The sequence below is a fragment of the Sphingomonas trueperi genome (assembly GCF_011927635.1).
GTDB classification, from domain to species: domain Bacteria; phylum Pseudomonadota; class Alphaproteobacteria; order Sphingomonadales; family Sphingomonadaceae; genus Sphingomonas; species Sphingomonas trueperi.
Genome location: NZ_JAATJB010000006.1, coordinates 189,861 through 213,193 on the forward strand (window position 1 = coordinate 189,861; position 23,333 = coordinate 213,193).

Consider the following 23,333-nt stretch of genomic DNA (forward strand, 5'->3'; position numbering starts at 1 on the left):
CGGGATCCATTCGCCTCTACGTTACGGCAGGCGTCATGGCGGAGCGCCAATGGATTCCGGCTTTCGCCGGAATGACAAGCGTGGGGAGTTGCGGAAGCCCTACAGCGTCCGGCGGATCTGCACGTAGAGATACTGGCCGCGCCGCTGAACGCGCCGTTCGCGATAGGCCAGCGGCGAGGCGTTGCGCTCGCCGGTATATACGTCGCGGTCGTAGATGCGCGCGGGGTTGGTGAGGTTGCCGGCGTCGAGCCGGATCGTCAGCTTCTTGCTCGGCTTCCAGATGCCGTAGATCTCGACGACCGGTTCGATCTCGGTCGTCCGGAACTCGCCGATTCGGTAGAGGTTCGTCCCAGGCTGGCCGCAGCTGCCGTACACGCCATAGGTGAAGCGGCCGCCGAACAGGTCCTGGCTGAAGCTGCCCGAGCAGGTGAACGGCACTTCATTGGTGTAGCGACGCCGCTCGCGGGTCAGCGGATCGGTGACGTGGCTGCGCACCACCGCGGCATTGCCGCGGAAGCGCGCATCCTTGATGCCCAGCTTGTCGAAGGGCAGGGTCAGCGTGGTCGACAGCGTGTCGCGGGTGCCCGTGCCGATATTGCCGATCGCGTCGAACCCGCCCTCCAGCGGAATATAGTCGATCACGTGCCGGGTCGCCTCGTGCTTGGCGCCCAGCTCCAGCGCCCCCTTGCCCCAGAAGCGATGCTCGAACACGGCCTCCAGCGTCAGCGTCTGCTCGGGCCGCAGATCGCCATTGCCGGCGCGGACCGTGCCGAGGTTGATCTCGGTCGCGGCGACGAAATTGGTGAAATCGAGCTGGCTGACGCTCTCCTCGGCGCGCAGCCGAACCTGGTCGCGCGCGGTGGGGCGCAGGGTCAGCTGCACACGCGGCTTGGGGTAGAAGAAGGCACGGCTGCGCTGGGTGTCGCCATCGGCGCGGATGCGCGACATTTCGGTGCGCAGCCCCGCCTCCAGCGTCACCGGCCCCGAGGGCTGCCAGCGCGCCAGTCCGAACAGTTCGCCGCGCACCTCGCTGACGAACACCTTCTCGTCCGGCAGCGCCACGGGGGCGCCCTCCTCGGTATAGGTCGTGCGGTTGTCGAGGAAATTATAGGCGATCTCGCCGCCGCCCTCGAACGACAGCTTGGTGCTCGCCTTGTGGCGCAGGATCGTGCGCAGGATCGATTCGCCCGTGCGCGACTGCTGGCCGAAGGTGGAATCGAAGCTGCCGATCAGCGTATCCGAATCATAGCCGAGATGGCCCAGCCGCTGCAGCCCGATCACCTCGACCTCGCTCTTCCGGCCGAGCGACCGCGTCCAGTTCGCCCCGAGTTCGCCCTTCCACTGATGGGTGATGTCGGTCGCGCGGGTATAGCTGCCGGTGCCTTCCAGCGTCGTCACCGTGAAGCTGGTGGGGTAGTCGAGATAGTCGAAGCGACCGTTGAGGGTGAGCAGGCCGCCGCCGGCGGCGCGCTGGATCGTCGAGCGCAGGATCGCGGTGCGGTCGCGGTCCCACAGGTCGAGTGCCTGGCGGACGAGCAGATTGCCCGCGGCGTCGCGGCGGACGCGATAGCCCTGCGCGGTGCCGCTGGTGCGATCGCTGATCAACTCGAGCGAGACTTCGTCGCGGCGATCGCCGTCGCGCCGGGCATATTGCAGCGTCACGTCGGGCCCGACATAGCCGTCGCGGTAGATATAGCTCTGGAAGTTGATCAGCGTCTCGGTCGAGGCGGTGCGCTTGAGCACCACATTGGCGATCACCGCGCGGCCCTGCATGTCGATGCCCGGTGCGCCGCCGCGGATCAGCTCGATCCGCGCGACGCTGCCTGCGCTGATCCGGCGCAGGATCTCGCCCAGGCCATCGGTCTTGGAGGCGGGCGGCTTGCCGTCGATCAGCACGTTGCCGGTGTTGCCGGCGATACCGCGGGCATCGCCATTGCCCACGTCGAGGGTGAATCCCGGCAGGCGCTGCACCATGTCCAGCGCGGTCGGCAGCGCGGTATTGGCGAAGAAGTCCGGGCCATAGACCAGCACCCCCGCGGCGGGCGGTGCGCCGGGGGGGCCTGAGGCCGGGTCAGGCTGCTGCTGTGCGAACGCGGTGACAGGGCAGGCCAGTACGGCGGCTGCCAAAACGCACCTGACTTTCATTCGACTCGAAATGTCCCCCCAGGAACAACAAGATAATTGCTCCTCCGGGCAAGTCTGGCCGAAGCCGCGCAAGCTTTGCAAATGAAAACCGGGCGTTAAGCAACTTTCGGGGGTCTGGCGTGCCGTTCGCGCAACAGAGATGTGATCTTATATCGCTTGTGCCGCCGCCCAGCCGCTCGCCCAGGCCCATTGGAAATTATAGCCGCCGAGCCAGCCGGTAACGTCCACTGCCTCGCCGATCGCGTATAGGCCGGGCACTTTCCGCGCTTCCATGGTCTGCGAGGAAAGGTCGGCGGTGCTGATTCCGCCGACGGTCACCTCGGCCTTGGCGAAGCCCTCGCTGCCGTTGGGGGTGAAGCGCCAGCCGGCCAGCTGCGCCTCCGCCTGTTCCAGCAGCGCGTCGCGGCAATTGCCGAGCTCGCTGGGCAGCGCGATGCGTTCGGCCAGGGTGGTGGCGAGCCGGTCGGGCAGCTGGCGGTTCAGCAGGGCACGGAGGCCCAGGCGGGGCTCGCTGCGCTTGGCCTCGCGCAGCCAGCCCCTCGGTTGCTCGGGCAGGAAGTCGATGGCGATCGACTCACCGTGTTTCCAATAGGACGAGACCTGCAGGATCGCCGGGCCGGAGAGGCCGCGATGGGTGAACAGCGCCGCCTCGCGGAAGCTTGCCTTGCCGGCGCGCGCGGCGACGGGGGTGGAGACGCCGGAGAGATCGCGGAACAGCGCCTGGTCGGCGCCGAGCGTGAGGGGGACGAGCGCGGGGCGGGGCTCGACCACCTTGAGGCCGAAGCGGCGGGCGAGATCATAGGCGAAGCCGGTCGCGCCGAGCTTGGGGATCGCCGGGCCGCCGGTGGCGATGACGAGGGCAGGGGCCTCGGCAACGCCCTTGCTCGTAGTCACGCGGAAGTGGCCATCGGCATGGTCGACATCGGTGATGCTTGCGCCGAGCTGGATGGTCACGCCGCCCATCGCGCATTCGCCCAGCAGCAGCTCGACGATCTGCCGCGCCGAGCCGTCGCAGAACAGCTGGCCCAGCGTCTTCTCGTGCCAGGCGATGCCGTGGCGCTCGACCAGCGCGAGGAAGTCCTGCGCCGTGTAGCGGCCGAGCGCCGACTTGGCGAAATGCGGGTTGGCGGAGAGGTAGCGATCGGGCGCGGTGCCGAGATTGGTGAAGTTGCACCGCCCGCCGCCGGAAATGAGGATCTTCTTCCCCGGCGCCTCGGCATGGTCGAGCAGCAGCACCCGGCGCCCGCGCTGGCCCGCCATCGCGGCGCAGAACATTCCCGCCGCGCCGGCGCCGAGGATGATTGCGTCATGGGTGCCGAGGGGGCTGGTCATGGCTGGCCGTTAGCGTGGTTCAAGGAGTCCGAACAGCAAAACGCCGCCGGGGATGCCGGCGGCGCTTGCTTCGGTCCGAATGGGTCGGATCAGATGTGGATCGGCTTGCCGAGCACGCCCATCGCCGCTTCCTTGATCGCTTCGGAATGCGTCGGGTGGGCATGGCAGGTGTAGGCGATGTCCTCGGAGGTCGCGCCGAATTCCATCGCCTGGGCGACCTGGGCGATCATCGTGCCTGCCGGCGCGGTGATGATCCAGGCGCCGAGCACGCGATCGGTCTTGGCGTCGGCGATCACCTTCACCCAGCCGGTGGTGTCGTCGATCGCCTTGGCGCGGCTGTTGCCCGCCATCGGGAACTTGCCGACCTTCACGTCGCCCTTTTCGCGCGCCTGCTCTTCGGTGAGGCCGACGCCGGCGATTTCGGGGTGGGTGTAGACCACGCTCGGGATCACCGCATGGTTCACGATGCCGGTGAGGCCGGCGATGTTCTCGGCCACCGCGATGCCTTCGTCCTCGGCCTTGTGCGCGAGCATCGGGCCCGGGATCACGTCGCCGATCGCCCACACGCCGTCGACGGCGGTGCGGAAGCTGTGGTCGGTCTCGATCTGGCCGCGCTGGTTGGTGGCGAGGCCGATCTTGTCGAGACCCAGGCCCTCGGTGTTCGGACGGCGGCCGATCGCGACGAGCACCGCATCGGCTTCGATCGTCTCCGCAGCACCGCCGGCGGCGGGCTCCACGGTGACGGTTGCCTTGTCGCCATTGACGACGACGCCGGTCACCTTGGTGGAGAGCTTGATCTCCATGCCCTGCTTCTTGAAGATCTTGGCGGCTTCCTTGCGGACTTCACCGTCCATGCCCGGCAGCAGCTGGTCGAGATACTCGACCACGGTCACCTTGGCGCCGAGGCGCTGCCAGACCGAGCCGAGCTCGAGCCCGATCACGCCGCCGCCGATCACGACCATGTTCGCCGGCACCTTTTCCAGCGCAATCGCGCCGGTGGAGTCGACCACGACCTTCTGGTCGATCGTCACGCCGGGCAGCGGGGTGACCGACGAGCCGGTGGCGATCACGATGTTCTTCGCGGTGACGGTGCGCTCGCCCACCTGCACGGTGTGCGCGTCGATGAAGGTGCCGAGGCCCTTGACCCACTCGACCTTGTTCTTCTTGAACAGGAATTCGATGCCGCCGGTCAGGCCCTTCACGGCCTTGTCCTTGTCGGCCATCATCGCCGGCAGGTCGAGCTCGACCGAGCCGAGCTTGACGCCGTGCTTGGCGAGCGCGCCCGAGGCGGCTTCGTAGAACAGCTCGGAGGCGTTCAGCAGCGCCTTGGAGGGGATGCAGCCGACGTTGAGGCAGGTGCCGCCCAGCGTCTCACGGGCTTCGACGCAGCCGGTCTTGAGACCCAGCTGCGCCGCGCGGATCGCCGCGACATAGCCGCCGGGGCCGGAACCGATGATCAGGACGTCGAAATCATATTCAGCCATTGTTCGCTCCACGCGTGCTCCGGCCGTGGCGGGAGCGCAGGGGGGTAGCCCCTTAAGGGTTTTGCGCCCCCGCTTTTGGCGGGAGCGCAAGGGAATTACAGGTCGATCAGCAGACGGGTCGGATCCTCGATCGCGTTCTTGATCGCGACGAGGAAGGTCACCGCCTCGCGGCCGTCGATCAGGCGGTGGTCGTAGCTGAGTGCCAGATACATCATCGGGCGAACGACGACCTGGCCGTCACGGACGACCGGGCGCTCCTCAATGCGGTGCAGGCCCAGCACGGCCGACTGCGGCGGGTTGATGATCGGGGTCGACATCAGCGAGCCGAACACACCGCCGTTCGAGATGGTGAAGGTCCCGCCCTTCATCTCGTCCATCTTGAGCGAGCCGTCCTTGGCGCGCTTGCCGAAGTCGCCGATCGTGCGCTCGATACCGGCGACCGACAGGTCCTGCGCGTCGCGGATCACCGGCACGACCAGGCCCTGCGGGGCCGAGACCGCGACCGAGATGTCGCAATAATCGTGGTAGACGATCTCGTCGCCCTCGATCGAGCCGTTGACGCCGGGGATGTCCTTGAGCGCCATGCAGGCGGCCTTCACGAAGAAGCCCATGAAGCCCAGGCGGACGCCGTGCTTCTTCTCGAACAGGTCCTTGTACTTGGCGCGCGCCTCGATCACCGCGGTCATGTCCACGTCGTTGAACGTGGTGAGCATGGCGGCGGTGTTCTGCGCTTCCTTGAGGCGCTTGGCAACGGTCTGGCGCAGGCGGGTCATCCGCACGCGCTCTTCCTTGCGACCGCCGGTGGCTGCCGGAGCGGCTGCCGGGGCAGGCGCAGCGGCTGCCGCAGCGGCAGGCTTGCTGCTGGCGGCGGCGATCACGTCGTCCTTGGTCAGGCGGCCGTCCTTGCCGGTGCCCTGCACGGTCGAGGGATCGACGCCCGTTTCGAGCACCGCACGGCGGACCGACGGCGACAGCGCGGCGGCATCGGCCGAGGGGGCCGGGGCAGCGGCGGGCGCCGGGGCAGGCGTTGCAGCCGGGGCAGCGGCGGCGGGAGCCGCAGCCGGAGCGGCGGCCGCACCTTCACCCGCGATGATCGCGATCACCGCACCCACTTCGACGGTATCGCCGACCTTGACGATCTGCTCGCCCATCACGCCGGCAACCGGCGACGGGACTTCGACCGAGACCTTGTCGGTCTCGAGGCTGGCGATCGGCTCGTCGACGCGGACGGGATCGCCCGGATTCTTCAGCCATTCACCGACGGTGGCTTCGGTGATCGATTCGCCCAGTACAGGGACTTTGACTTCGGTGGCCATTTTCAACCTTTCCGGGTGCGGCGGATTTCATCGCGGACATTATGGCCGAGCGCGTCGGCAACGAGCGCGCCCTGCTCTGCGGTGTGGCGCTTCATCAGGCCGGTGGCGGGCGAGGCCGCCGCGGCGCGACCGGCATAGCGCGGACGCTGTACCTTGGTGCCGGCATCGATCAGGCACTGCTCGATCAGCGGCTCGACGAAGAACCAGTAGCCGTTGTTCTTCGGCTCTTCCTGCGCCCACACCACCTCTTCGAGGTTGGTCATGCGCTTCAGCCGCTCGGTCAGCGGCTCGCCAGGGAACGGGTAGAGCTGCTCGATCCGGACGATCGCAGTGTTCTTGTCGCCCGCTGCGTCACGTGCCTCGATCAGATCGTAGGCGACCTTGCCGGTGCAGAGGACGAGGCGCTTCACCTCGGTATCCGCCGGCGCGCTCGGGTCCGACAGGATCCGCTTGAAGTGGCTGTCGCCCAGGAACTCCTCGGCGCTGGAGACCGCCAGCTTGTGGCGGAGCAGCGACTTCGGCGTGAACTGGATCAGCGGCTTGCGGAAGTTGCGGTGCATCTGCCGGCGCAGCAGGTGGAAATAGTTCGCCGGCGTGGTGATGTTCACCACCTGCATGTTGTCCTGCGCGCAGAGCTGGAGGAAGCGCTCCGGACGCGCCGAGCTGTGCTCGGGGCCCTGGCCTTCATAGCCGTGCGGCAGCAGCATCACCAGGCCGTTGGCCCGGAGCCACTTGGACTCGCCCGACGCGATGAACTGGTCGATCATGATCTGCGCGCCGTTCACGAAGTCGCCGAACTGCGCTTCCCACAGCACCAGCGCCTTCGGATCGGCCAGCGCATAGCCGTATTCGAAGCCGAGCACGCCATATTCGCTGAGCGGCGAATCGAGCACCTCGAAGCTGCCGTGCGGCACCGTGGTGAGCGGCACATACTTGGCCTCGGTCTTCTGGTCGACCCAGACGGCATGGCGCTGCGAGAAGGTGCCGCGGCCCGAATCCTGGCCGGACAGGCGCACCGCATAGCCTTCCGAGAGCAGCGAGCCGAAGGCCAGCGCCTCGCCGGTCGCCCAATCGAAATTGGTGCCCGACTTGAACATCTCGCGCTTGGCATCGAGCACGCGGCCGAGGGTCTTGTGGATCTCGAGATCCTCGGGGACCGTGGTCAGCGTGCGGCCGAGGCTGTCGAACAGCTTCTTCTCGATGCCGGTCTCGACGTTGCGGCGCGAGCCCTCGCCGTCCGACGGCGCGCCCAGGCCCGACCAGCGGCCGGCGAACCAGTCCGCCTTGTTCGGCAGATAGGTCTTGCCCGCCTCGAACTCGCCTTCGAGCAGGGTGGTGAACTGGTGGGTCTTCTCGTCGATGAAGCCCTGGTCGACCACGCCCTCGGCGATCAGCTTCTGGCCATAGATGCTGCTCACACCCGGGTGCTGGCGGATCTTCTGGTACATCAGCGGCTGGGTGAAGCCGGGCTCGTCGCCTTCATTGTGGCCGAAGCGGCGATAGCACCACATGTCGATCACGATGTCGCGGTGGAATTCCTGGCGGAACTCGATCGCCACCTTGCAGGCGAAGGTCACGGCTTCGGGATCGTCGCCGTTGACGTGCAGGATCGGCGCCTGGACGCCCTTGGCGACGTCCGACGGATAGGGCGAGGAGCGCGCGAACTGCGGGCTCGTCGTGAAGCCGACCTGGTTGTTGATGACGAAGTGGATGCAGCCGCCGGTGTTGTAGCCGCGGATGCCGGAGAAGCCGAGCGTCTCCCACACGATGCCCTGGCCGGCGAACGCCGCGTCGCCGTGGATCAGCACCGGCAGCACCTGCTCGTGCTTTTCCAGGTCGCCGCGGATGGTCTGCAGCGCGCGCGCCTTGCCGAGCACGACCGGATCGGCCGCCTCGAGGTGCGACGGGTTGGCGACCAGCGACATATGGACGCTGATGCCGTCGAACTGGCGATCGGTGGAGGTGCCGAGGTGATACTTCACGTCGCCCGAACCGGCGACGTCGTCCGGGTTGGCCGAACCGCCGCCAAACTCATGGAAGATCACCCGGAACGGCTTTTCCATGACGTTGGCGAGCATGTTCAGGCGGCCGCGATGGGCCATGCCGTACACGATCTCGCGGACGCCCTGCTGGCCGCCGTACTTGATGATCGCTTCCATCGCCGGGATCATCGATTCGCCGCCGTCGAGGCCGAACCGCTTGGTGCCGACATATTTCTTGCCGAGGAACTTTTCCCACTGCTCGGCTTCGATCACCTTGGACAGGATCGCCTTCTTGCCGTCGGGCGTGAAGGTGATCGCCTTGTCCTTGCCTTCCATCCGGTCCTGGAGGAAGCGGCGCTCCTCCACGTCCGCGATGTGCATATATTCGAGGCCGACATTACCGCAGTAATTGGCCTGGAGGATCGCGACGATCTCGCGCACCGTGGCGTGCTGCAGGCCGAGCGCGCCGCCGAGATAGATCGGGCGATCGAGATCGGCGCCCGAGAAGCCGTGATATTCCGGCGTCAGGTCGGCGGGCAGGTTCTGGCGGGCGAGGCCCAGCGGATCGAGATTGGCGGCGAGATGGCCGCGCACCCGGTAGGTGCGGATCAGCATCATCGCGCGGATCGAATCTTCCGCGGCCTTGGTCACGTCCGCCGTCGAGGCGGCGGGAGCGGCCGGCTTGGCCGGCGCGCCGCCCTTGGCGGGCTTCGGCGCGGGCTCCATCTGGGTGGGGTCGAGCCCGGCCGTCAGCGCGTCGGTTTCGGTCAGCGGCCAGTTGGTCCGCTGCCAGCTGGGGCCCGAGGCGGTCGATTCGAGACCCTCGAACCAGGTCCGCCAGCTGGGTTCCACCGAAGCCGGATCGCTCTTGTAGCGCCGGTACAAAGTCTCGACGAAGCCGGGGCTCACACCGCCGGCGATGTCGTCGAAGTCGAGGCCTTCATAGCCCATGATCATGCTTCCGTTCGTGTTAGCGCTCCCATTCCCACCTATATAGGAGCGCTACCGTTGCAGTTTAGCCCTTCAGCGCTTCCAGCAGCGTCTCGCCGAGCAGCGAGGGGCTGGGGGAGACGCGGATGCCGGCGGCTTCCATCGCCGCGATCTTGTCCTCGGCGCCGCCCTGGCCGCCCGAGACGATCGCTCCGGCATGGCCCATGCGGCGGCCCGGAGGCGCGGTGCGACCCGCGATGAAGCCGGCCATCGGCTTCTTGCGGCCACGCTTGGCCTCGTCGATCAGGAACTGGGCCGCTTCTTCTTCCGCCGAGCCGCCGATCTCGCCGATCATGATGATCGACTGGGTAGCGTCGTCGGCGAGGAACAGCTCGAGCACGTCGATGAAGTTGGTGCCATTGACCGGGTCACCGCCGATGCCGACGGCCGTGGTCTGGCCCAGGCCGGCGTTGGTGGTCTGGAACACCGCCTCATAGGTGAGGGTGCCCGAGCGCGACACGACGCCCACCGAGCCCTTGGAGAAGATCGAGCCCGGCATGATGCCGATCTTGCACTCGCCCGGCGTCAGCACGCCCGGGCAGTTCGGGCCGATCAGGCGCGACTTGGAGCCGGAGAGCGCGCGCTTCACCTTGACCATGTCGAGCACCGGAATGCCCTCGGTGATCGCGACGATCAGCGGGATCTCGGCATCGATCGCCTCGAGGATCGAATCCGCCGCGAAGGGGGGCGGCACGTAGATCACGCTGGCGTCGGCGCCGGTCTTGTCCTTGGCTTCGGCGACCGTGTCGTACACGGGCAGGCCGATATGCGTGCTACCGCCCTTGCCGGGGGTGACGCCGCCGACCATCTGCGTGCCATAGGCAAGCGCCTGCTCGGTGTGGAACGTGCCGGTGGCACCGGTCATCCCCTGGACGATGACCTTGGTGTTCTTGTCGACGAGGATGCTCATTCAGTTCGCCTTTTCCGGGTCGCTGGGAGGGGTAAAGGAGCGCAGCGCAATCCAGCCGCCGAACGTGGCGAGCGAATATTGCGTCGTTCCGAACGAAGCGGCCGTGAAGGTCGCGCGGTCGGGCTTGGATTCGGGGCGCGCATAGAGCGGCACCTTTTCCTCGCTCGGCAGCACGATCTTGCGGGCCGCGAGATAATCGTCGCCGCCGCCGATCCACAGGACCATGCAGGACTCGGCGAGGGTGCCCGTGCCGGTGCCGGCCTTGGGTACGAACAGATAGATGTTGCCGCCGGCGATGCGATAGATGCTGTTGGGCACCGCGGCCGGTTCGGGCGCGGGCGCCTTCAGCGCATCGGCGGCATTGGCGGTCGAGGCAGCGCCGATGCCGATCGCGCGCTGCGCGGGCAGCGGCAGCGTCGCATAGGTCGCCGCTTCGGACATGCCGCGAGTCAACCGGGCGCTGCCGCCCATGCACACGGCACGGAACAGCGCCACCGGCTCGGTCGGTGCCGTGGCGATCGCTTCCTGTGCGGAAGCGACGCCCGGCACCGCGACGAGCGTGGGCAGGATCAGGCGAGCGAGGAGTCGATCGACTTGCATGCCGCGACCAGTTCCTTGACCGCGTCGACCGAAACGTCGAAATTCTGCTTCGCCGTGGCGTTCAGTTCGATCTCGACGATGCGCTCGACGCCGTCCTTGCCGATCACGATCGGCACGCCGACGTACAGGTCATCGACGCCGTACTGGCCGGTGAGGTGCGCGGCGCAGGGAAGCAGGCGCTTCTTGTCCTTCAGATAGCTCTCGGCCATCGCGATCGCGCTGGTGGCCGGGGCATAGAAGGCCGAGCCGGTCTTGAGCAGGCCGACGATCTCGCCGCCGCCCGAACGGGTGCGCGCGACGATGGCGTCGATGCGCTCCTGGGTGGACCAGCCCATCTTGATCAGGTCGGGCACCGGGATGCCGGCGACGGTCGAATATTCGATCACCGGGACCATGGTGTCGCCGTGGCCGCCGAGCACGAAAGCGGTGACGTCCTCGACCGAGACGTTGAACTCTTCGGCGAGGAAGTGGCGGAAGCGTGCCGAATCGAGCACGCCGGCCATGCCGACGACCTTCTGGTGCGGCAGGCCCGAGAACTCGCGGAGTGCCCATACCATCGCGTCGAGCGGGTTGGTGATGCAGATCACGAACGCGTCCGGCGCGTGCGCGGCGATGCCTTCGCCCACGGCCTTCATCACGCCCAGATTGGTCTTGAGCAGGTCGTCGCGGCTCATGCCCGGCTTGCGCGGGATGCCGGCGGTGACGATGCAGACGTCGGCGCCCGCGATGTCCTCATAGCTGTTGGCGCCCTTGAGGTTGGCGTCGAAGCCTTCGACCGGGCCGGACTGCGCGATGTCGAGCGCCTTGCCCTGCGGGGTGCCTTCAGCGATGTCGAAAAGGACGATGTCGCCCAGTTCCTTGATGGCGGCGAGGTGCGCGAGCGTACCGCCAATCATGCCGGAGCCGATCAGCGCGATCTTCTTGCGGGCCATGGAATCTCCTTGGTTGGTTCCAAGCAAAGCGGTCGCGTGAACATGCGCCGCGAAAGCGAGGGCGGGATAGGCCTATAATAGCGAGGCTGCAACCCGGGATTCGGCTTAGGCGCAGGAATATCTTTGCAAATGGTTCGCAAGTGCAATAGTGAGCGATTGCGGCGGATTTGCGTGGGTCCGGCGCGTGGGGGTGCCGGCGCGGCGCAAGCGCTGCCCGCGACCGACTAGGCCGCGCGGGGCTTCCAGGTAAGTACGCGCCAGATATAGAAGATCAGCATGGCCACCACGCCGATGACGATCGCCGGGGTGACGAACCGGTCGATCTCGGCAACGGCGGCCCCGAGGCCATAGCCCACGCCGACCAGCGCCGCGTTCCACAAGGCGCTGCCCGCGGCGGTGTAGAGACAGAATTTCCAGAAGGGCATGTGCATCAGCCCCGCAGGCAACGAAATGATCGTGCGGCCGAAGGGCATGAAGCGGAACACGAAGATCGTCGGGCCACCCCAGCGATCGAAATAGCCCTTGAAGCGCTCGACGTCGTGCCACTCGACCGTGAGCCAGCGGCCCCAGCGCGCGACGAAGGGCTGCAGCCGCTCATAGCCGAGCCGCCGCCCGATCTCCCACCAGAAGAGATTGCCGAGCACCGTGCCGAGCGTGCCTATCAGCACCAGCAGTACGGGATCGAAATGCCCGCGCGCCGCGCCGATGCCGGCCATCCCCATGATTGCCTCGGACGGGACCGGGGGAATCACGTTTTCCAGCACCATCAGCAGGAAGATGCCCCAATAGCCCCAGCCGAGGACCATGCCCATCGCTTCAGGCCCCGTTCAGGCGCGTGCGGCCACCCGGGCCTCGATCGCATCCCAGATCATGCCCGCCGTGTCGGTGCCGTTGAACCGGTCGATCGCGACGATGCCGGTGGGCGAGGTGACGTTGATTTCGGTCAGCCATTGCCCCCCGATAACGTCGATGCCGACGAAAAGGAGCCCGCGCTTCTTGAGTTCAGGCCCCAGCACGGCGCAGATTTCCTTCTCCTTGTCGGTCAGCTCGGTCTTCGCCGCCGATCCGCCGACCGCAAGGTTGGAGCGGATCTCGCCTTCGCCGGGCAGGCGGTTGATCGCGCCGGCCACCTCGCCGTCGACCAGCACGATGCGCTTGTCGCCCTTGGCGATGTCGGGGAGGAAGGCCTGCACCATGTGCGGCTCGCGATAGGCGGTGTTGAACACCTCGATCAGCGAGGAGAGGTTGGCGCCGTCGCGGCCGATCTTGAAGATCGCCTTGCCCCCATTGCCGTGCAGCGGCTTGACGACGATTTCGCCGTGCTCAGCGAGGAACGCCCTGGCCTCGTCGACCGAGCGAGTGACGAGCGTCGGCGGCATGAACTGGGCGAAATCGAGCACCCATACCTTTTCGGGCGCGTTGCGGACCTGGGCGGGGTCGTTCACCACCAGGGTGCGATCGGCGATGCGCTCGAGCAGGTGGGTCGCGGTGATATAGCCGAGGTCGAAGGGCGGGTCCTGGCGCATCAGCACCACGTCGGCCTCGTCGCCGAGATCGAGCTGCACCGGATCGGCGAAGCTGAAGTGGTTGCCCGCCACCCGCTGCACCGTCACCGGATGCGCCTTGGTCCAGACGCGGCCGGCGCTGTAGTTCAGGTCTTCGGGGGCATAATGGAACAGCCGGTGGCCGCGCGCCTGGGCGGAGAGCATCAGCGCGAAGGTCGAGTCGCCTGCGATGTTGATCGAATCGAGCGGGTCCATCTGCACGGCGACGGTAAGCATGCGGCCTCCTTGGGTGTCTTGCCGGGCTAGGTCACCCGATCCAGGCGTTCTCGATATGGCGAGGCAGCGTCCGCGGGGCAATGAGGATCACGTCGACGCGGATATCGTCGCCTGGGCCCGCATAGCGCGGTATCAGCAATTCCGCCGCGGCGGCGACGCGGGCGAGGCGCCTTTCGTCGATCGCATAGTCGAGTTCGGCGGCGGACTTGCGCGTCTTCACCTCGACGAACGCGACGAGGCTGCCGCGCCGTGCCACGATGTCGACTTCGCCCGCGGGCGTGCGCACCCGCTGGTCGAGGATCCGCCAGCCGCGCAGCCATAGCCACCAGGCGGCACGGCGCTCGCCGTCGCGACCGCGCAGCTCGGCGGCGCGGCGGTCCCTCACCCCTTCAATTCCATCGCGCGGGCGTAGAGCGCCTTGCGGTCCAGCCCCAGCTTCTTGGCGACTTCGCCCGCCGCCTTGGAGGCAGGGAGGCGGGTCAGCGCCTCCACCAGCGCGGCCTCGCCATCCTCGAGCGTGGCGGGCGAGGCTTCGCCGGGCGGGCCGACGATGATGACGATCTCGCCCTTGGGCGGCGCCTCGGCATAGCGCGCGGCGAGGGTGGAGAGGGTGCCGGTCACGCACTCCTCGAACTTCTTGGTGATCTCGCGCGCGACGCCCGCCTCGCGGTCGCCAAGGCCCTCGGCAAGCGCCGACAGGCAGGCGGACAGGCGCGGGCCCGATTCGTACAGCACCAACGTCGCCTTGATCGCCGCCACTTCCGCGATGGCCTCCGCCCGCGCATGTGCCTTGCTGGGCAGGAAGCCGAGAAAAAAGAAGCGGTCGGTCGGCAGCCCCGCGAGCGTCAGCGCGGCGATCGCGGCGCAGGGGCCGGGGATCGTCACCACGGTGTGGCCGGCCGCGCGGGCGTCGCGGACCAGCTTGTAGCCGGGATCGGAGATCAGCGGCGTGCCCGCATCCGAGACCAGCGCCACCGCCTCGCTCCCCATCCGCGCGATCAGGCCGGGGCGCACCGCATCGGCATTATGGTCGTGATAGGGCTGCATCGGCCGCTTCACCCCGATATGGCGGAGCAGCCCGGCGGTCACCCGGCTGTCTTCCACTGCAACCACATCGGCCTGCGAGAGTATCATGCTGGCGCGCGGCGACAGGTCACCGAGATTGCCGATCGGAGTGGCGACGATATAGAGGCCGGGCGCAAGCGTGTTTTCCATCGGGGAGTGTCATGGCAGAGGGCAGCGGCAAATCGCAACCGGGACGCACCGCGTCCCTTCGTTTGGCCGTGACCGGTCTCGCCCTGCTGGCCAGCGCCTGCGTCGCGCCGCGCGGCGGTCCGCCGACGGCACCGACCGCGCCGGCCGAGCGCCCGGCCGAGCGCCCGAGCACCCCGATCCAGCAGGGACTGCCGCAGGACGTCGCGCGCCACCGCGTGGCGCTGCTGGTACCGCTGACCGGCACCAATGCCGGGCTCGGCCGCTCGCTGCAGAACGCGACCCAGCTGGCGATCCTCGACACCAACACCGATGCCATTCGCATCACCAGCTACGATACCGCCGGCCCCGGCGGGGCGATCGCGGCGGCCGAGCGCGCGGTGGCCGAGGGCAACAAGCTGATCCTCGGTCCGCTGCTCGGCGAGGATGCCCGCGCCGTCGCGCCGATCGCGCGCAAGGCGCGGGTGCCGGTGCTCAGCTTTTCCAACGATGCCAGCGCGGCGGGGAACGGCGTCTACCTGCTCGGCTATTCGCCCACCCAGTCGATCGAGCGCGTTGTCGACTATGCCAAGGGCAACGGCATCACCCAGTTCGCCGGGCTGATCCCCTCAGGCGTCTATGGCCAGCGCAGCTCGACGGCCTTCCTCCGCGCGGTGGAGAGCGCCGGCGGCAAGGTGCTGGCGATGCAGAATTACGATGCGCGGCCGGGCTCGATGAACGCCGCGATCGCCAAGCTGTCGGGCGTGCCCTACCAGGCGATCCTGATTGCGGGCAGCGCTGGCTCGGCCACGCTGGCGGTGCCGGCGATCCGCCGCTCGGGCGCGGGCAAGGCGGCGCGCGTGCTCGGTACGGAATTGTGGAACACCGATTCGGCGATCGCCAGCCGGCCGGTGCTCAACGGCTCCTGGTTCGCCAGTGTACCCGACGGCGTCTACCGGCAATATGCGGTGAAGTACCGCAATCGCTTCGGCGCCGCACCCTACCGGCTTTCGGCGCTCGGCTATGACGCGGTGCTGCTGACCGTTCGCATCGCGCGCGACTGGAAGAACAACACCGACTTCCCCGCCTCGATGCTGGTCGACCATGATTTCGGCGGTGTCGACGGCGCCTTCCGCTTCGGCCGCGACGGCATCGCCGCGCGCGCGCTGGAGGTGCAGGAAGTACGCGACGGCTCGATTGTCACCGTGTCGGCGGCGCCGGCCAGCGCGCAGTAAGAAGGCCGACGTCCGAAGTCGTCATCCCGGCGGAAGCCGGGATCCATTCGCCACTCCGTATCGGCAAGAGCTCGACGGTGACCCCAATGGATCCCGGCTTTCGCCGGGACGACGGTTTTTCGGTTCAGGCGACGATCTCGCGCAGGATCGCTTCGAGCACGGGCATGCCCGCCTCGGTGACCCGCAGTCGGTTTCCCTCGCGCTCGGCCAGCCCTTGCTGCACGATACGATCGAGCGCCCTAGCATCGATCGGCGGTGCGCCATCGGCAAGCGCCGCGATGCGATCCAGGTCGATACCCTCGCCGATCCGCAGCCCCATCAGCAGCGCCTCGATCGCGCGATCGGCGGGATCGAGCCGGTCCTCGCGCTCCATGCCATTGCCGTTGCGGTCCAGTGCCGCCAGCCAGTTCTCCGGCTTCTTGTAGCGCAGCGTTGCCAGCCCGCCGCGCCGGCCATGCGCACCCGGGCCCACGCCCGCATAGTCGCGGTAGCGCCAATAGGTGAGGTTGTGCCGGCTCTCGGCGCCCGGCCGGGCATGGTTGGAAATCTCATAGGCCGGCAGCCCCGCCGCGGCGGTGATCGCGCGCGTCATCTCGAACAGGTCCGCGCCCATATCGGCATCGGGGATGGTCAGCTGCCCCTTGGCCGCCAGCGTCGCGAAGCGCGTGCCCGGCTCGATGGCCAGCTGGTAGAGCGAGAGATGCTCGGTGCCGAAGCCGATCGCGCGGCGCAATTCCGCCTCCCAGGCCTCCAGCGACTGGCCGGGGCGGGCATAGATCAGGTCGAAGCTCACCCGGGCGAACGCGGCCTGCGCCGTCGCCAGCGCGGCCAGGCCTTCGTCGACGCCATGCGCGCGACCGAGAAAGACCAGCGCCTCATCGTCGAGCGCCTGCAGCCCCAGCGACACGCGGTTCACCCCTGCCCTGGCGATATCCGCGAACCGCGCGGCCTCCACCGAGGAGGGGTTCGCCTCCAGCGTGATCTCGATGCCGTCCTCGAACGCCCATGCCTTCGCCGCCGCATCGATGATCGCGGCGACCGTCTCCGGGGGCATCAGCGAGGGCGTGCCGCCACCGAAGAAGATCGACCCCAGCCGCCGCCCCGGCAGCACCGCCGCTTCATGGGCGAGGTCGGCCAGCAGCGCATCGCGCCACCGCGCCTGGTCGACGCTTTCGCGGACATGGCTGTTGAAGTCGCAATAGGGGCATTTGGACACGCAGAACGGCCAATGCACATAGAGTGCGAGCGGGGCGGAGGTGTCTGTCATGCGGCGAGAAATGGAGCGGGTAGCGGGAATCGAACCCGCGTATTCAGCTTGGAAGGCTGCTGCACTACCATTGTGCTATACCCGCCCGCTGCCGATGCGCCTGCCACAAGCAGGGGCGTGCGGTCAACCGCCCGTGCTTCCTGCAGGCCCTTGCGCGTTCACCGGCTGGGGCCCTTGCCGTGTCACCTCCAGCTGCGAATCGCCGCCGAGTGCGCGGTAGAGGTTCACGCGGTTGGTCGCGGCGGTGAACTGCACCGTCACCAGCTGCTGCTGCGCCGCATAGAGCGAGCGCTGCGAGACCAGGCTCTGCAGGAAGGTGTCGATGCCGCCGCGATAGCGCGCCTCGCTCAGCCGATAGGTGTCGGCCGCCGCCTCTTCCTGCAGCTGAGTCGCGCGGAGCTGGGCATCGATCGTGCCGCGCACCGCCAGCGCATTGGCGACGTCGCGAAAGGCGGTCTGGATCGCGCGCTCGTAATTGGCGAGCTGCGCCTGCTGCTGCGCTTCGGTCAGCCGCACATTGGCGCGTGCCGCGCCGCCGCGGAAGATCGAATAGCTGCCAGTGCCGCCCGCCTGCCAGGTGAAGGCGTCGCCGTCGAACAGGCTGGATAGCGCGGTGCTGGCGAAGCCGAGCACGGTGGTGAGGCTGATCCGCGGGAACAGCGCCGCCCGCGCCGCGCCGATCTGGGCATTGGCGGCGCGCAGCTGATATTCGGCCTGCACCACGTCCGGCCGGCGCAGCAGGATGCTCGAATCGAGCCCTGCCGGGACGGCGGCGATGGTCGGGGCCGCCTCTTCGATCGAGGCGGGGAGCAGCGCAGGGTCGATTTCGGAGCCGGCGAGCAGGCGCAGCGCATTGACGTCCTGCGCCAGCGCGCTGGTCTGGCGGGCGACGTCGTTCTGCGCCGTCGCGAGCGTCTGTTCGGCCTGGCGCAGGTCGGTGCGCGGGGCGACGCCGCCCTCGAGGCGCGCGCGGGTGAGGCGGACGCTGTCCTCGGCGCTCTTCGCGGTCTGCTGCGCGACGGCGAGCAGGCTCGCGTCCGAGGCATAGGTGAGCCAAGCGGTGGCGATGTCGCCGACCAAGGTCAGCCGGGTCGCGCGGGCGCCGGCTTCGGTGGCGAAATAGGTCTCCTGCTGCGCGCGGGTGAGCGAGGCGAGGCGGCCGAACAGGTCGAGCTCGAAGCCGGTGATGCCGGCTTGGGTCGAATAGTTGGTCCGCACGCCGCCGCCGACATTGCCGACGTTCCCGCCGGTGTTGCCCGTATTGCCCGTGTTCCCGGTGCCCAGGCCGTTGCCGACATTGGTCACGTTGCCGCGCCGCTCGGTGATGCCGAGGCTGGCGTCGACCTGGGGCAGCTGCGCGCCGCGCTGGATCTGGTACTGCGCGCGCGCCGCGGCGATGTTCGCCGCGGCCACGCGCAGGTCGCGATTGTTGACGAGCGCCTGCTCGATCAGCGTCTGCAGCCGTGCGTCGCGGAACACCTCGCGCCAGCTGAGCGCGGGCAGCGTCGCCTCGCTCTCGCGGAGGTAGGAATCGCCCACCGGCCAGCTCGGCGGCACCGGCGCGGCGGGACGCACGTCCTTCGGCGCCATCGAGCAGCCGGCGAGTGCTGCGGTGGTGAGGAGCGTCAGCGCGCGCTTCATGCCTTGGCCTCCGGGGTGTTGCGATGGCGGCGGTTGCGCAGCGCGGCGAGGCCGTCGCGCACGCCGCGGCGGACGAGCACGAAGAACAGCGGGATGTAGAAGATGGCGAGGATCGTCGCGGTCAGCATGCCGCCGATCACCGAAGTGCCGATCGCGATTCGGCTGTTGGCGCCCGCGCCGGTCGAGATCGCCAGCGGCAGCACGCCGAATATGAAGGCGAGGCTGGTCATCAGGATCGGGCGGAGACGGATGCGGGCCGCTTCCAGCGCCGCCTCGATCACGCGCTTGCCCTGCTTCTCGGCCTGTTCGGCAAATTCGATCATCAGGATCGCGTTCTTGGCGGCGAGGCCCATGGTGGTGAGCAGGCCGATCTGCAGATAGACGTCGTTCTGCAGGCCGCGCAGCGTCACCGCGAAGATCGCGCCGACCAGGCCGAGCGGAATGACGAGCAGCACCGCGATCGGGATCGACCAGCTTTCGTACAGTGCGGCGAGGCAGAGGAACACGACGAGCAGCGACACGCCGTAGAGCAGCGGCGCCTGGCCGGAGGAGAGCCGCTCCTGATAGGACAGGCCCGCCCAGGCGATGCTGGTGCCGGGGATCTGCGCGGCGAGCTCGGCAATGCGCTTCATCGCCTCGCCCGAACTCTTGCCCGGGACGGCCTGGCCGCTGAACTCGAACGACTGGACGCCGTTGAACCGCGCCATCGAGGTCGGCGCCGTCGCCCAGCTGGTCGAGGAGAAGGAGGTGAAGGGCGCCATCTGGCCGTTGCTGCTGCGGACGAACCACTGCGCCAGGTCGCCGGGCTCCGAGCGATAGGGGGCGTCGCCCTGGACATAGACGCGCTTCACGCGACCGCGATCGATGAAGTCGTTGACGTAGCGGCCGCCCCAGGCGGTCGACAGCGTCGCGTTCACGTCGGTCTGGCTGAGGCCCAGCGTGGCGAGCTTCTGCTGGTCCAGATCAACCTTGAGCGTCGCCACGTCGGGAAGGTCGGTGAGGCGGACCTGCGCCAGCTCCGGATCGGCATTGGCCGCGGCGAGCAGCTTGTCGCGCGCGGCGACGAACTGCTCGCGGCTCATCCCGCTGGTGTTGAGCAGCTCCATGGTAAAGCCGGTCGACTGGCCGAGGCCGCGGATCGCCGGCGGCACCAGCGCGAAGACCTGTGCGTCGCGGAAGTTGCGGAAGGCGCCGGCCGCGCGGTTGACGATGCCGTCGGCGCTGTTTTCGGCGCCCTTGCGGTCCGACCAGTCGGTGAGATTGATGAAACCCTGGCCGGTATTCTGGCCATTGACCCCGCCGCCGCCGCCGCCGGAGACCGAGAACATCACGGACACGTTCTTGGCTTCCTTGGTCAGGAAGTATTTCTCCACCGCGAGCTGCACTTCCTTGGTGCGCGCCATGGTCGCGCCCGCAGGCAGGCGGAACTGCACCGAGGCGGCGCCCTGGTCCTCAGTCGGCAGGAAGCCGGTGGGCAGGCGGACGAACATCAGCACGAGGATCGCGCAGACCGCGACATAGACGAGCAGGAAGATCCACTTGCGATCGACCACCGCCTGCACGCCGCGGACATAGCGATCGACGCCGCGATCGAAGCCGTTGTTGAACTTGGTCTTGGCGGCGGTCAGGCCGCGTCCGACCCAGGGGAAGCGACGCCCCATCCAGGTGTCCTCGGGGTTCTTTTCCTGGTTCTTCTGCTTGAGCAGCGTGGCGGTGAGCGCGGGGCTCAGCACCAGCGCGACGAGCACCGAGAGCACCATCGCCGAGACGATCGTCACCGAGAACTGGCGGTAGATCACGCCGGTCGAGCCGCCGAAGAACGCCATCGGCAGGAAGACGGCCGAGAGCACCAGCGCGATCGCGACCAGCGCCACCTGGATCTCGTCCATCGAGCGGATCGTCGCCTCGCGCGGCGTCATGTCCGGATTCTCTTCCATCAGCCGCTCGACATTCTCGACGACGACGATCGCGTCGTCGACGAGCAGGCCGATGGCGAGGACGAGCCCGAACAGGGTGAGCGTGTTGATCGAGAAGCCGAGCGCGTAGAACACGCCGAAGGTGCCGAGCAACACCACCGGCACCGCAATTGCCGGGATCAGCGTCGCGCGCCAGCTCTGCAGGAAGACGAACATCACGATGACGACGAGCACGATCGCTTCGAGCAGCGTCTTCACCACTTCTTCGATCGAAAGCTTGATGAAGCCGGTGGTGTCGTTGGCATAGGCGTATTTGAAGCCCGGCGGGAAGCCCTTGGCGGCGGCCTCGACCTGGGCCTTCACCAGATCGGCGGTCTTGAGCGCGTCGGCGCCCGGCGACAGCGAGATGGCGAGGCCGGCGCCGGGATGGCCGTTGATCCGGCTGGAGGAGTTGTAATTGTCCGAGCCGAGCTCGACCCGCGCGACGTCGCGCAGCTTCACCGCGGCGCCGGTCGAATCGGTCTTCACGATGATGTTGGCGAACTGCTCGGGCGTCTGCAGCCGCGACTGCGAGGTCACGGTCGCATTGAGCATCTGCTCGTCGGGCATCGGCTGGCCGCCGAGCTCGCCGGCGGCGATCTCGGTGTTCTGCGCCTGGATGGCGGTGATGATGTCGCCCGGGATCAGCCCGTAGCTGGCGAGCCGCGCCGGGTTGAGCCAGATGCGCATCGCATAGGGGGCGCCGAACACGTTGGTGTCGCCGACGCCTTCGATGCGCGACAGCGGGTCCTGCAGGTTGGAGGCGAGCCAGTCCGAGACGTCGAGATTGGTCTTCTTGTCGGTCGAGTCATACACGCCGACGATCATCAGGAAGTCGGGGTTCGACTTGGTGACGGTCAGGCCCTGCTGCTGCACCTGGCTGGGCAGGCGGGACAGCGCCTGCTGCACCTTGTTCTGCACCTGCACCTGGGCGATGTCCGGGTTGGTGCCCTTCTCGAAGGTCGCCGAGATGGTCACTTGGCCGCGCGAGGTGGACGAGCTGCTGAAATAGAGCAGGCCGTCGATGCCGCTCAGCTGCTGCTCGATCACCTGGGTGACGCTGTTCTGCACCGTCTCCGCCGAGGCGCCGGGATAGGTGGCGCGGATATTGACCTGCGGCGGCGCGATGTCCGGATATTGCGCGATGGGCAGCGAGAAGATCGCCGCCAGGCCCATCAGCATCACGATGATGGCGAGCACCCAGGCGAAGATCGGCCGGTCGATGAAGATGCGCGACATGGCGGCTCAGCCCGCCTTGGCCTGGCTGCCGCCCTTGGTCTGGGCGCCGCCTTGCCCCTGGCCCTTCTTGGGCGGCTCGATCTTCTGCGGCGTGTTGGCGGGGACCGGCTTGATATCGATGTCCGGCTTGAGGTTCGCCGTGCCCTGCACGATCACCTTATCGCCCGGCGCAAGTCCTTGCGTGATCACCCAGTTCTGCCCGATCGTGCGATCGGCGACGACGGTGCGCGCCACCGCCTTGTTGCCCGGCCCCACGACATAGACGGTCGCATTGCCCTTGGGATCGCGCGACACGCCCGCCTGCGGTACCAGATAAGCTTGGGTATCGATCGCCTGCGCGAACACCGCGCGGACGAACATGCCCGGCAGCAGGATGTTCTGCGCGTTGGGGAATCGCGCGCGCAGCGTGACCGTGCCGGTGCTCTCGTTGACGATCACCTCGGTGAATTCGACCGTCCCGGTGGCGCCATAGTCGCTGCCGTCCTCAAGCTTGAGCCGGACGGTCGCGGTGGCGGGGGCTGTGCCCCCCCGCGCCAGCGCGCGGCGCAACGCCAGCATGTCGGCGCTGGATTGCTGGATGTCGACGAAGATGGGGTCGAGCCGTTCGATCACCGCGAGGGGATCGGCCTGGTTGGCGGTGACGAGCGCGCCCTCGGTGAACAGCGATCGCCCGATGCGGCCGGTAATCGGTGCCGGTACGCGCGTGAAGCGCAGGTTGATCTGGGCGGTCTGCAGCGCGGCGCGGAACTGCGCCACCTGCGCCGCCGCCTGTCGCGCCTGGGCCACCGCGTCGGTATAGTCCTGCTGGCTCACGGCCTGCATCTGGGCGAGCGGCTTGTAGCGATCGGCCCGGATCCGCGCCGCTTCCAGCGTCGCCTGGGCATTTTGCAGGTTCGCCTGCGCTTGTGCGACGCTGGCCTGATAGAGGCTCGGGTCGATCTGGTAGAGCGTCTGTCCCTGGCGGACGACCTCGCCCTCCTTGAACAGCCGGCGCTGGACGATGCCAGCGACCTGCGGGCGGACCTGCGACATCTGATAGGGCGTAACGCGTCCGGCCAGCTCGGTGGTCACCGGCACGCTGCTCGGCTGCACCACGACATAGCCGACCTGCGGCGGGCCCGAGGGACCGCGGCGGCCGCCGCCCTGCTGCTTGCCGGCACCCTCGCCGGAGCTGCACGCGGCGAGAAGCAGGGCCGATGCAAACACGATCAGGCCCGAACGGCCATAGCTGGTCGGAGCGTTCAAATTTCAGAACCCGCTTAGGGGTGGCCCGAAGAATGCCGGACCACCGGTCACTGCCAAACTCGCCATTAGATGGCACGTATCCCACGTG

The 23,333-nt window shown here is 67.9% G+C and carries 17 protein-coding genes and 1 tRNA gene; 1 reads left to right on the plus strand and 17 read right to left on the minus strand.

The genetic code is table 11. The features are described from left to right. Positions 1 to 99: 99 nt before the first annotated feature. The 12 genes from GGR89_RS12130 to rsmI form a co-directional block, all read right to left on the minus strand. On the minus strand, positions 100 to 2,127 hold the full coding sequence (locus GGR89_RS12130) for a TonB-dependent receptor plug domain-containing protein (protein WP_241213355.1): 2,028 nt from the start codon (positions 2,125 to 2,127) through the stop codon (positions 100 to 102). Positions 2,128 to 2,292: 165 nt separating this feature from the next. Further along, positions 2,293 to 3,477 (minus strand): BaiN/RdsA family NAD(P)/FAD-dependent oxidoreductase, encoded by a 1,185-nt coding sequence (locus GGR89_RS12135; RefSeq protein ID WP_125975852.1) that lies wholly within the window; start codon positions 3,475 to 3,477, stop codon positions 2,293 to 2,295. Between the two features lie 89 nt (positions 3,478 to 3,566). Then, positions 3,567 to 4,961 carry a dihydrolipoyl dehydrogenase gene (lpdA, locus tag GGR89_RS12140; RefSeq protein WP_167712949.1) on the minus strand — a complete coding sequence of 465 codons (1,395 nt, stop codon included), beginning with the start codon at positions 4,959 to 4,961 and terminating at the stop codon, positions 3,567 to 3,569. Positions 4,962 to 5,056: 95 nt separating this feature from the next. After that, entirely contained in the window at positions 5,057 to 6,277 is a 1,221-nt protein-coding gene (gene odhB / locus GGR89_RS12145; RefSeq protein ID WP_125975856.1) for a 2-oxoglutarate dehydrogenase complex dihydrolipoyllysine-residue succinyltransferase, read from the minus strand. 2 nt (positions 6,278 to 6,279) lie between these two features. Further along, positions 6,280 to 9,210, minus strand: coding sequence for a 2-oxoglutarate dehydrogenase E1 component (locus GGR89_RS12150; RefSeq protein WP_206431123.1), 2,931 nt, complete (start codon positions 9,208 to 9,210; stop codon positions 6,280 to 6,282). 64 nt (positions 9,211 to 9,274) lie between these two features. Continuing rightward, the gene (gene sucD / locus GGR89_RS12155) at positions 9,275 to 10,159 is read right to left on the minus strand and encodes a succinate--CoA ligase subunit alpha (RefSeq protein WP_125975860.1); all 885 of its coding nucleotides are present in this window, start codon (positions 10,157 to 10,159) and stop codon (positions 9,275 to 9,277) included. After that, complete coding sequence (locus GGR89_RS12160; protein WP_125975862.1) at positions 10,160 to 10,759, minus strand: hypothetical protein; 600 nt, start codon at positions 10,757 to 10,759, stop codon at positions 10,160 to 10,162. Continuing rightward, positions 10,729 to 11,691, minus strand: coding sequence for a malate dehydrogenase (gene mdh / locus GGR89_RS12165; RefSeq protein ID WP_125975864.1), 963 nt, complete (start codon positions 11,689 to 11,691; stop codon positions 10,729 to 10,731). Before mdh ends, GGR89_RS12160 begins: the two co-directional genes overlap by 31 nt. Positions 11,692 to 11,915: 224 nt before the next feature. Continuing rightward, entirely contained in the window at positions 11,916 to 12,503 is a 588-nt protein-coding gene (locus GGR89_RS12170; protein WP_125975866.1) for a DedA family protein, read from the minus strand. Positions 12,504 to 12,518: 15 nt separating this feature from the next. Then, positions 12,519 to 13,472, minus strand: coding sequence for a glutathione synthase (gene gshB / locus GGR89_RS12175; protein ID WP_126001301.1), 954 nt, complete (start codon positions 13,470 to 13,472; stop codon positions 12,519 to 12,521). Positions 13,473 to 13,503: 31 nt separating this feature from the next. Next, positions 13,504 to 13,857 carry a YraN family protein gene (locus GGR89_RS12180; RefSeq protein WP_125975870.1) on the minus strand — a complete coding sequence of 118 codons (354 nt, stop codon included), beginning with the start codon at positions 13,855 to 13,857 and terminating at the stop codon, positions 13,504 to 13,506. Further along, a complete protein-coding gene (gene rsmI / locus GGR89_RS12185) occupies positions 13,854 to 14,687 on the minus strand; it encodes a 16S rRNA (cytidine(1402)-2'-O)-methyltransferase (protein WP_125975872.1) in 834 nt (277 codons plus the stop codon). Before rsmI ends, GGR89_RS12180 begins: the two co-directional genes overlap by 4 nt. Positions 14,688 to 14,698: 11 nt before the next feature. On the opposite strand from rsmI, the gene GGR89_RS12190 reads away from it, so the two are divergent. Further along, positions 14,699 to 15,898: a penicillin-binding protein activator gene (locus GGR89_RS12190; protein WP_125975874.1), complete on the plus strand. Its 1,200-nt coding sequence runs from the start codon at positions 14,699 to 14,701 to the stop codon at positions 15,896 to 15,898. Between the two features lie 124 nt (positions 15,899 to 16,022). Here the strand turns inward: GGR89_RS12190 and hemW are convergent, their stop codons facing one another. The 5 genes from hemW to GGR89_RS12215 all read right to left on the minus strand — a co-directional run bounded on the left by hemW (position 16,023) and on the right by GGR89_RS12215 (position 23,245). Continuing rightward, positions 16,023 to 17,165, minus strand: coding sequence for a radical SAM family heme chaperone HemW (gene hemW, locus GGR89_RS12195; RefSeq protein ID WP_125975876.1), 1,143 nt, complete (start codon positions 17,163 to 17,165; stop codon positions 16,023 to 16,025). A gap of 11 nt (positions 17,166 to 17,176) precedes the next feature. Further along, positions 17,177 to 17,250: transfer RNA gene (locus GGR89_RS12200), tRNA-Gly, on the minus strand. A 38-nt stretch (positions 17,251 to 17,288) separates the two neighbouring features. After that, positions 17,289 to 18,806, minus strand: a complete 1,518-nt coding sequence (locus tag GGR89_RS12205; protein WP_125975878.1) for an efflux transporter outer membrane subunit — start codon at positions 18,804 to 18,806, stop codon at positions 17,289 to 17,291. Next, on the minus strand, positions 18,803 to 22,000 hold the full coding sequence (locus GGR89_RS12210) for an efflux RND transporter permease subunit (RefSeq protein ID WP_125975880.1): 3,198 nt from the start codon (positions 21,998 to 22,000) through the stop codon (positions 18,803 to 18,805). Before GGR89_RS12210 ends, GGR89_RS12205 begins: the two co-directional genes overlap by 4 nt. Positions 22,001 to 22,006: 6 nt before the next feature. Beyond that, positions 22,007 to 23,245, minus strand: coding sequence for an efflux RND transporter periplasmic adaptor subunit (locus tag GGR89_RS12215; RefSeq protein ID WP_125975882.1), 1,239 nt, complete (start codon positions 23,243 to 23,245; stop codon positions 22,007 to 22,009). Positions 23,246 to 23,333: the final 88 nt, after the last annotated feature.

Coding starts and splice junctions, on each gene's coding strand:
- GGR89_RS12135 (WP_125975852.1), bottom strand. CDS start 3,477: ATGACCAGCCCCCTCGGCACCCATGACGCAATCATCCTCGGCGCCGGC.
- lpdA (WP_167712949.1), bottom strand. CDS start 4,961: ATGGCTGAATATGATTTCGACGTCCTGATCATCGGTTCCGGCCCCGGC.
- odhB (WP_125975856.1), bottom strand. CDS start 6,277: ATGGCCACCGAAGTCAAAGTCCCTGTACTGGGCGAATCGATCACCGAA.
- GGR89_RS12150 (WP_206431123.1), bottom strand. CDS start 9,210: ATGGGCTATGAAGGCCTCGACTTCGACGACATCGCCGGCGGTGTGAGC.
- sucD (WP_125975860.1), bottom strand. CDS start 10,159: ATGAGCATCCTCGTCGACAAGAACACCAAGGTCATCGTCCAGGGGATG.
- GGR89_RS12160 (WP_125975862.1), bottom strand. CDS start 10,759: ATGCAAGTCGATCGACTCCTCGCTCGCCTGATCCTGCCCACGCTCGTC.
- mdh (WP_125975864.1), bottom strand. CDS start 11,691: ATGGCCCGCAAGAAGATCGCGCTGATCGGCTCCGGCATGATTGGCGGT.
- GGR89_RS12170 (WP_125975866.1), bottom strand. CDS start 12,503: ATGGGCATGGTCCTCGGCTGGGGCTATTGGGGCATCTTCCTGCTGATG.
- gshB (WP_126001301.1), bottom strand. CDS start 13,472: ATGCTTACCGTCGCCGTGCAGATGGACCCGCTCGATTCGATCAACATC.
- rsmI (WP_125975872.1), bottom strand. CDS start 14,687: ATGGAAAACACGCTTGCGCCCGGCCTCTATATCGTCGCCACTCCGATC.
- GGR89_RS12190 (WP_125975874.1), top strand. CDS start 14,699: ATGGCAGAGGGCAGCGGCAAATCGCAACCGGGACGCACCGCGTCCCTT.
- hemW (WP_125975876.1), bottom strand. CDS start 17,165: ATGACAGACACCTCCGCCCCGCTCGCACTCTATGTGCATTGGCCGTTC.
- GGR89_RS12205 (WP_125975878.1), bottom strand. CDS start 18,806: ATGAAGCGCGCGCTGACGCTCCTCACCACCGCAGCACTCGCCGGCTGC.
- GGR89_RS12210 (WP_125975880.1), bottom strand. CDS start 22,000: ATGTCGCGCATCTTCATCGACCGGCCGATCTTCGCCTGGGTGCTCGCC.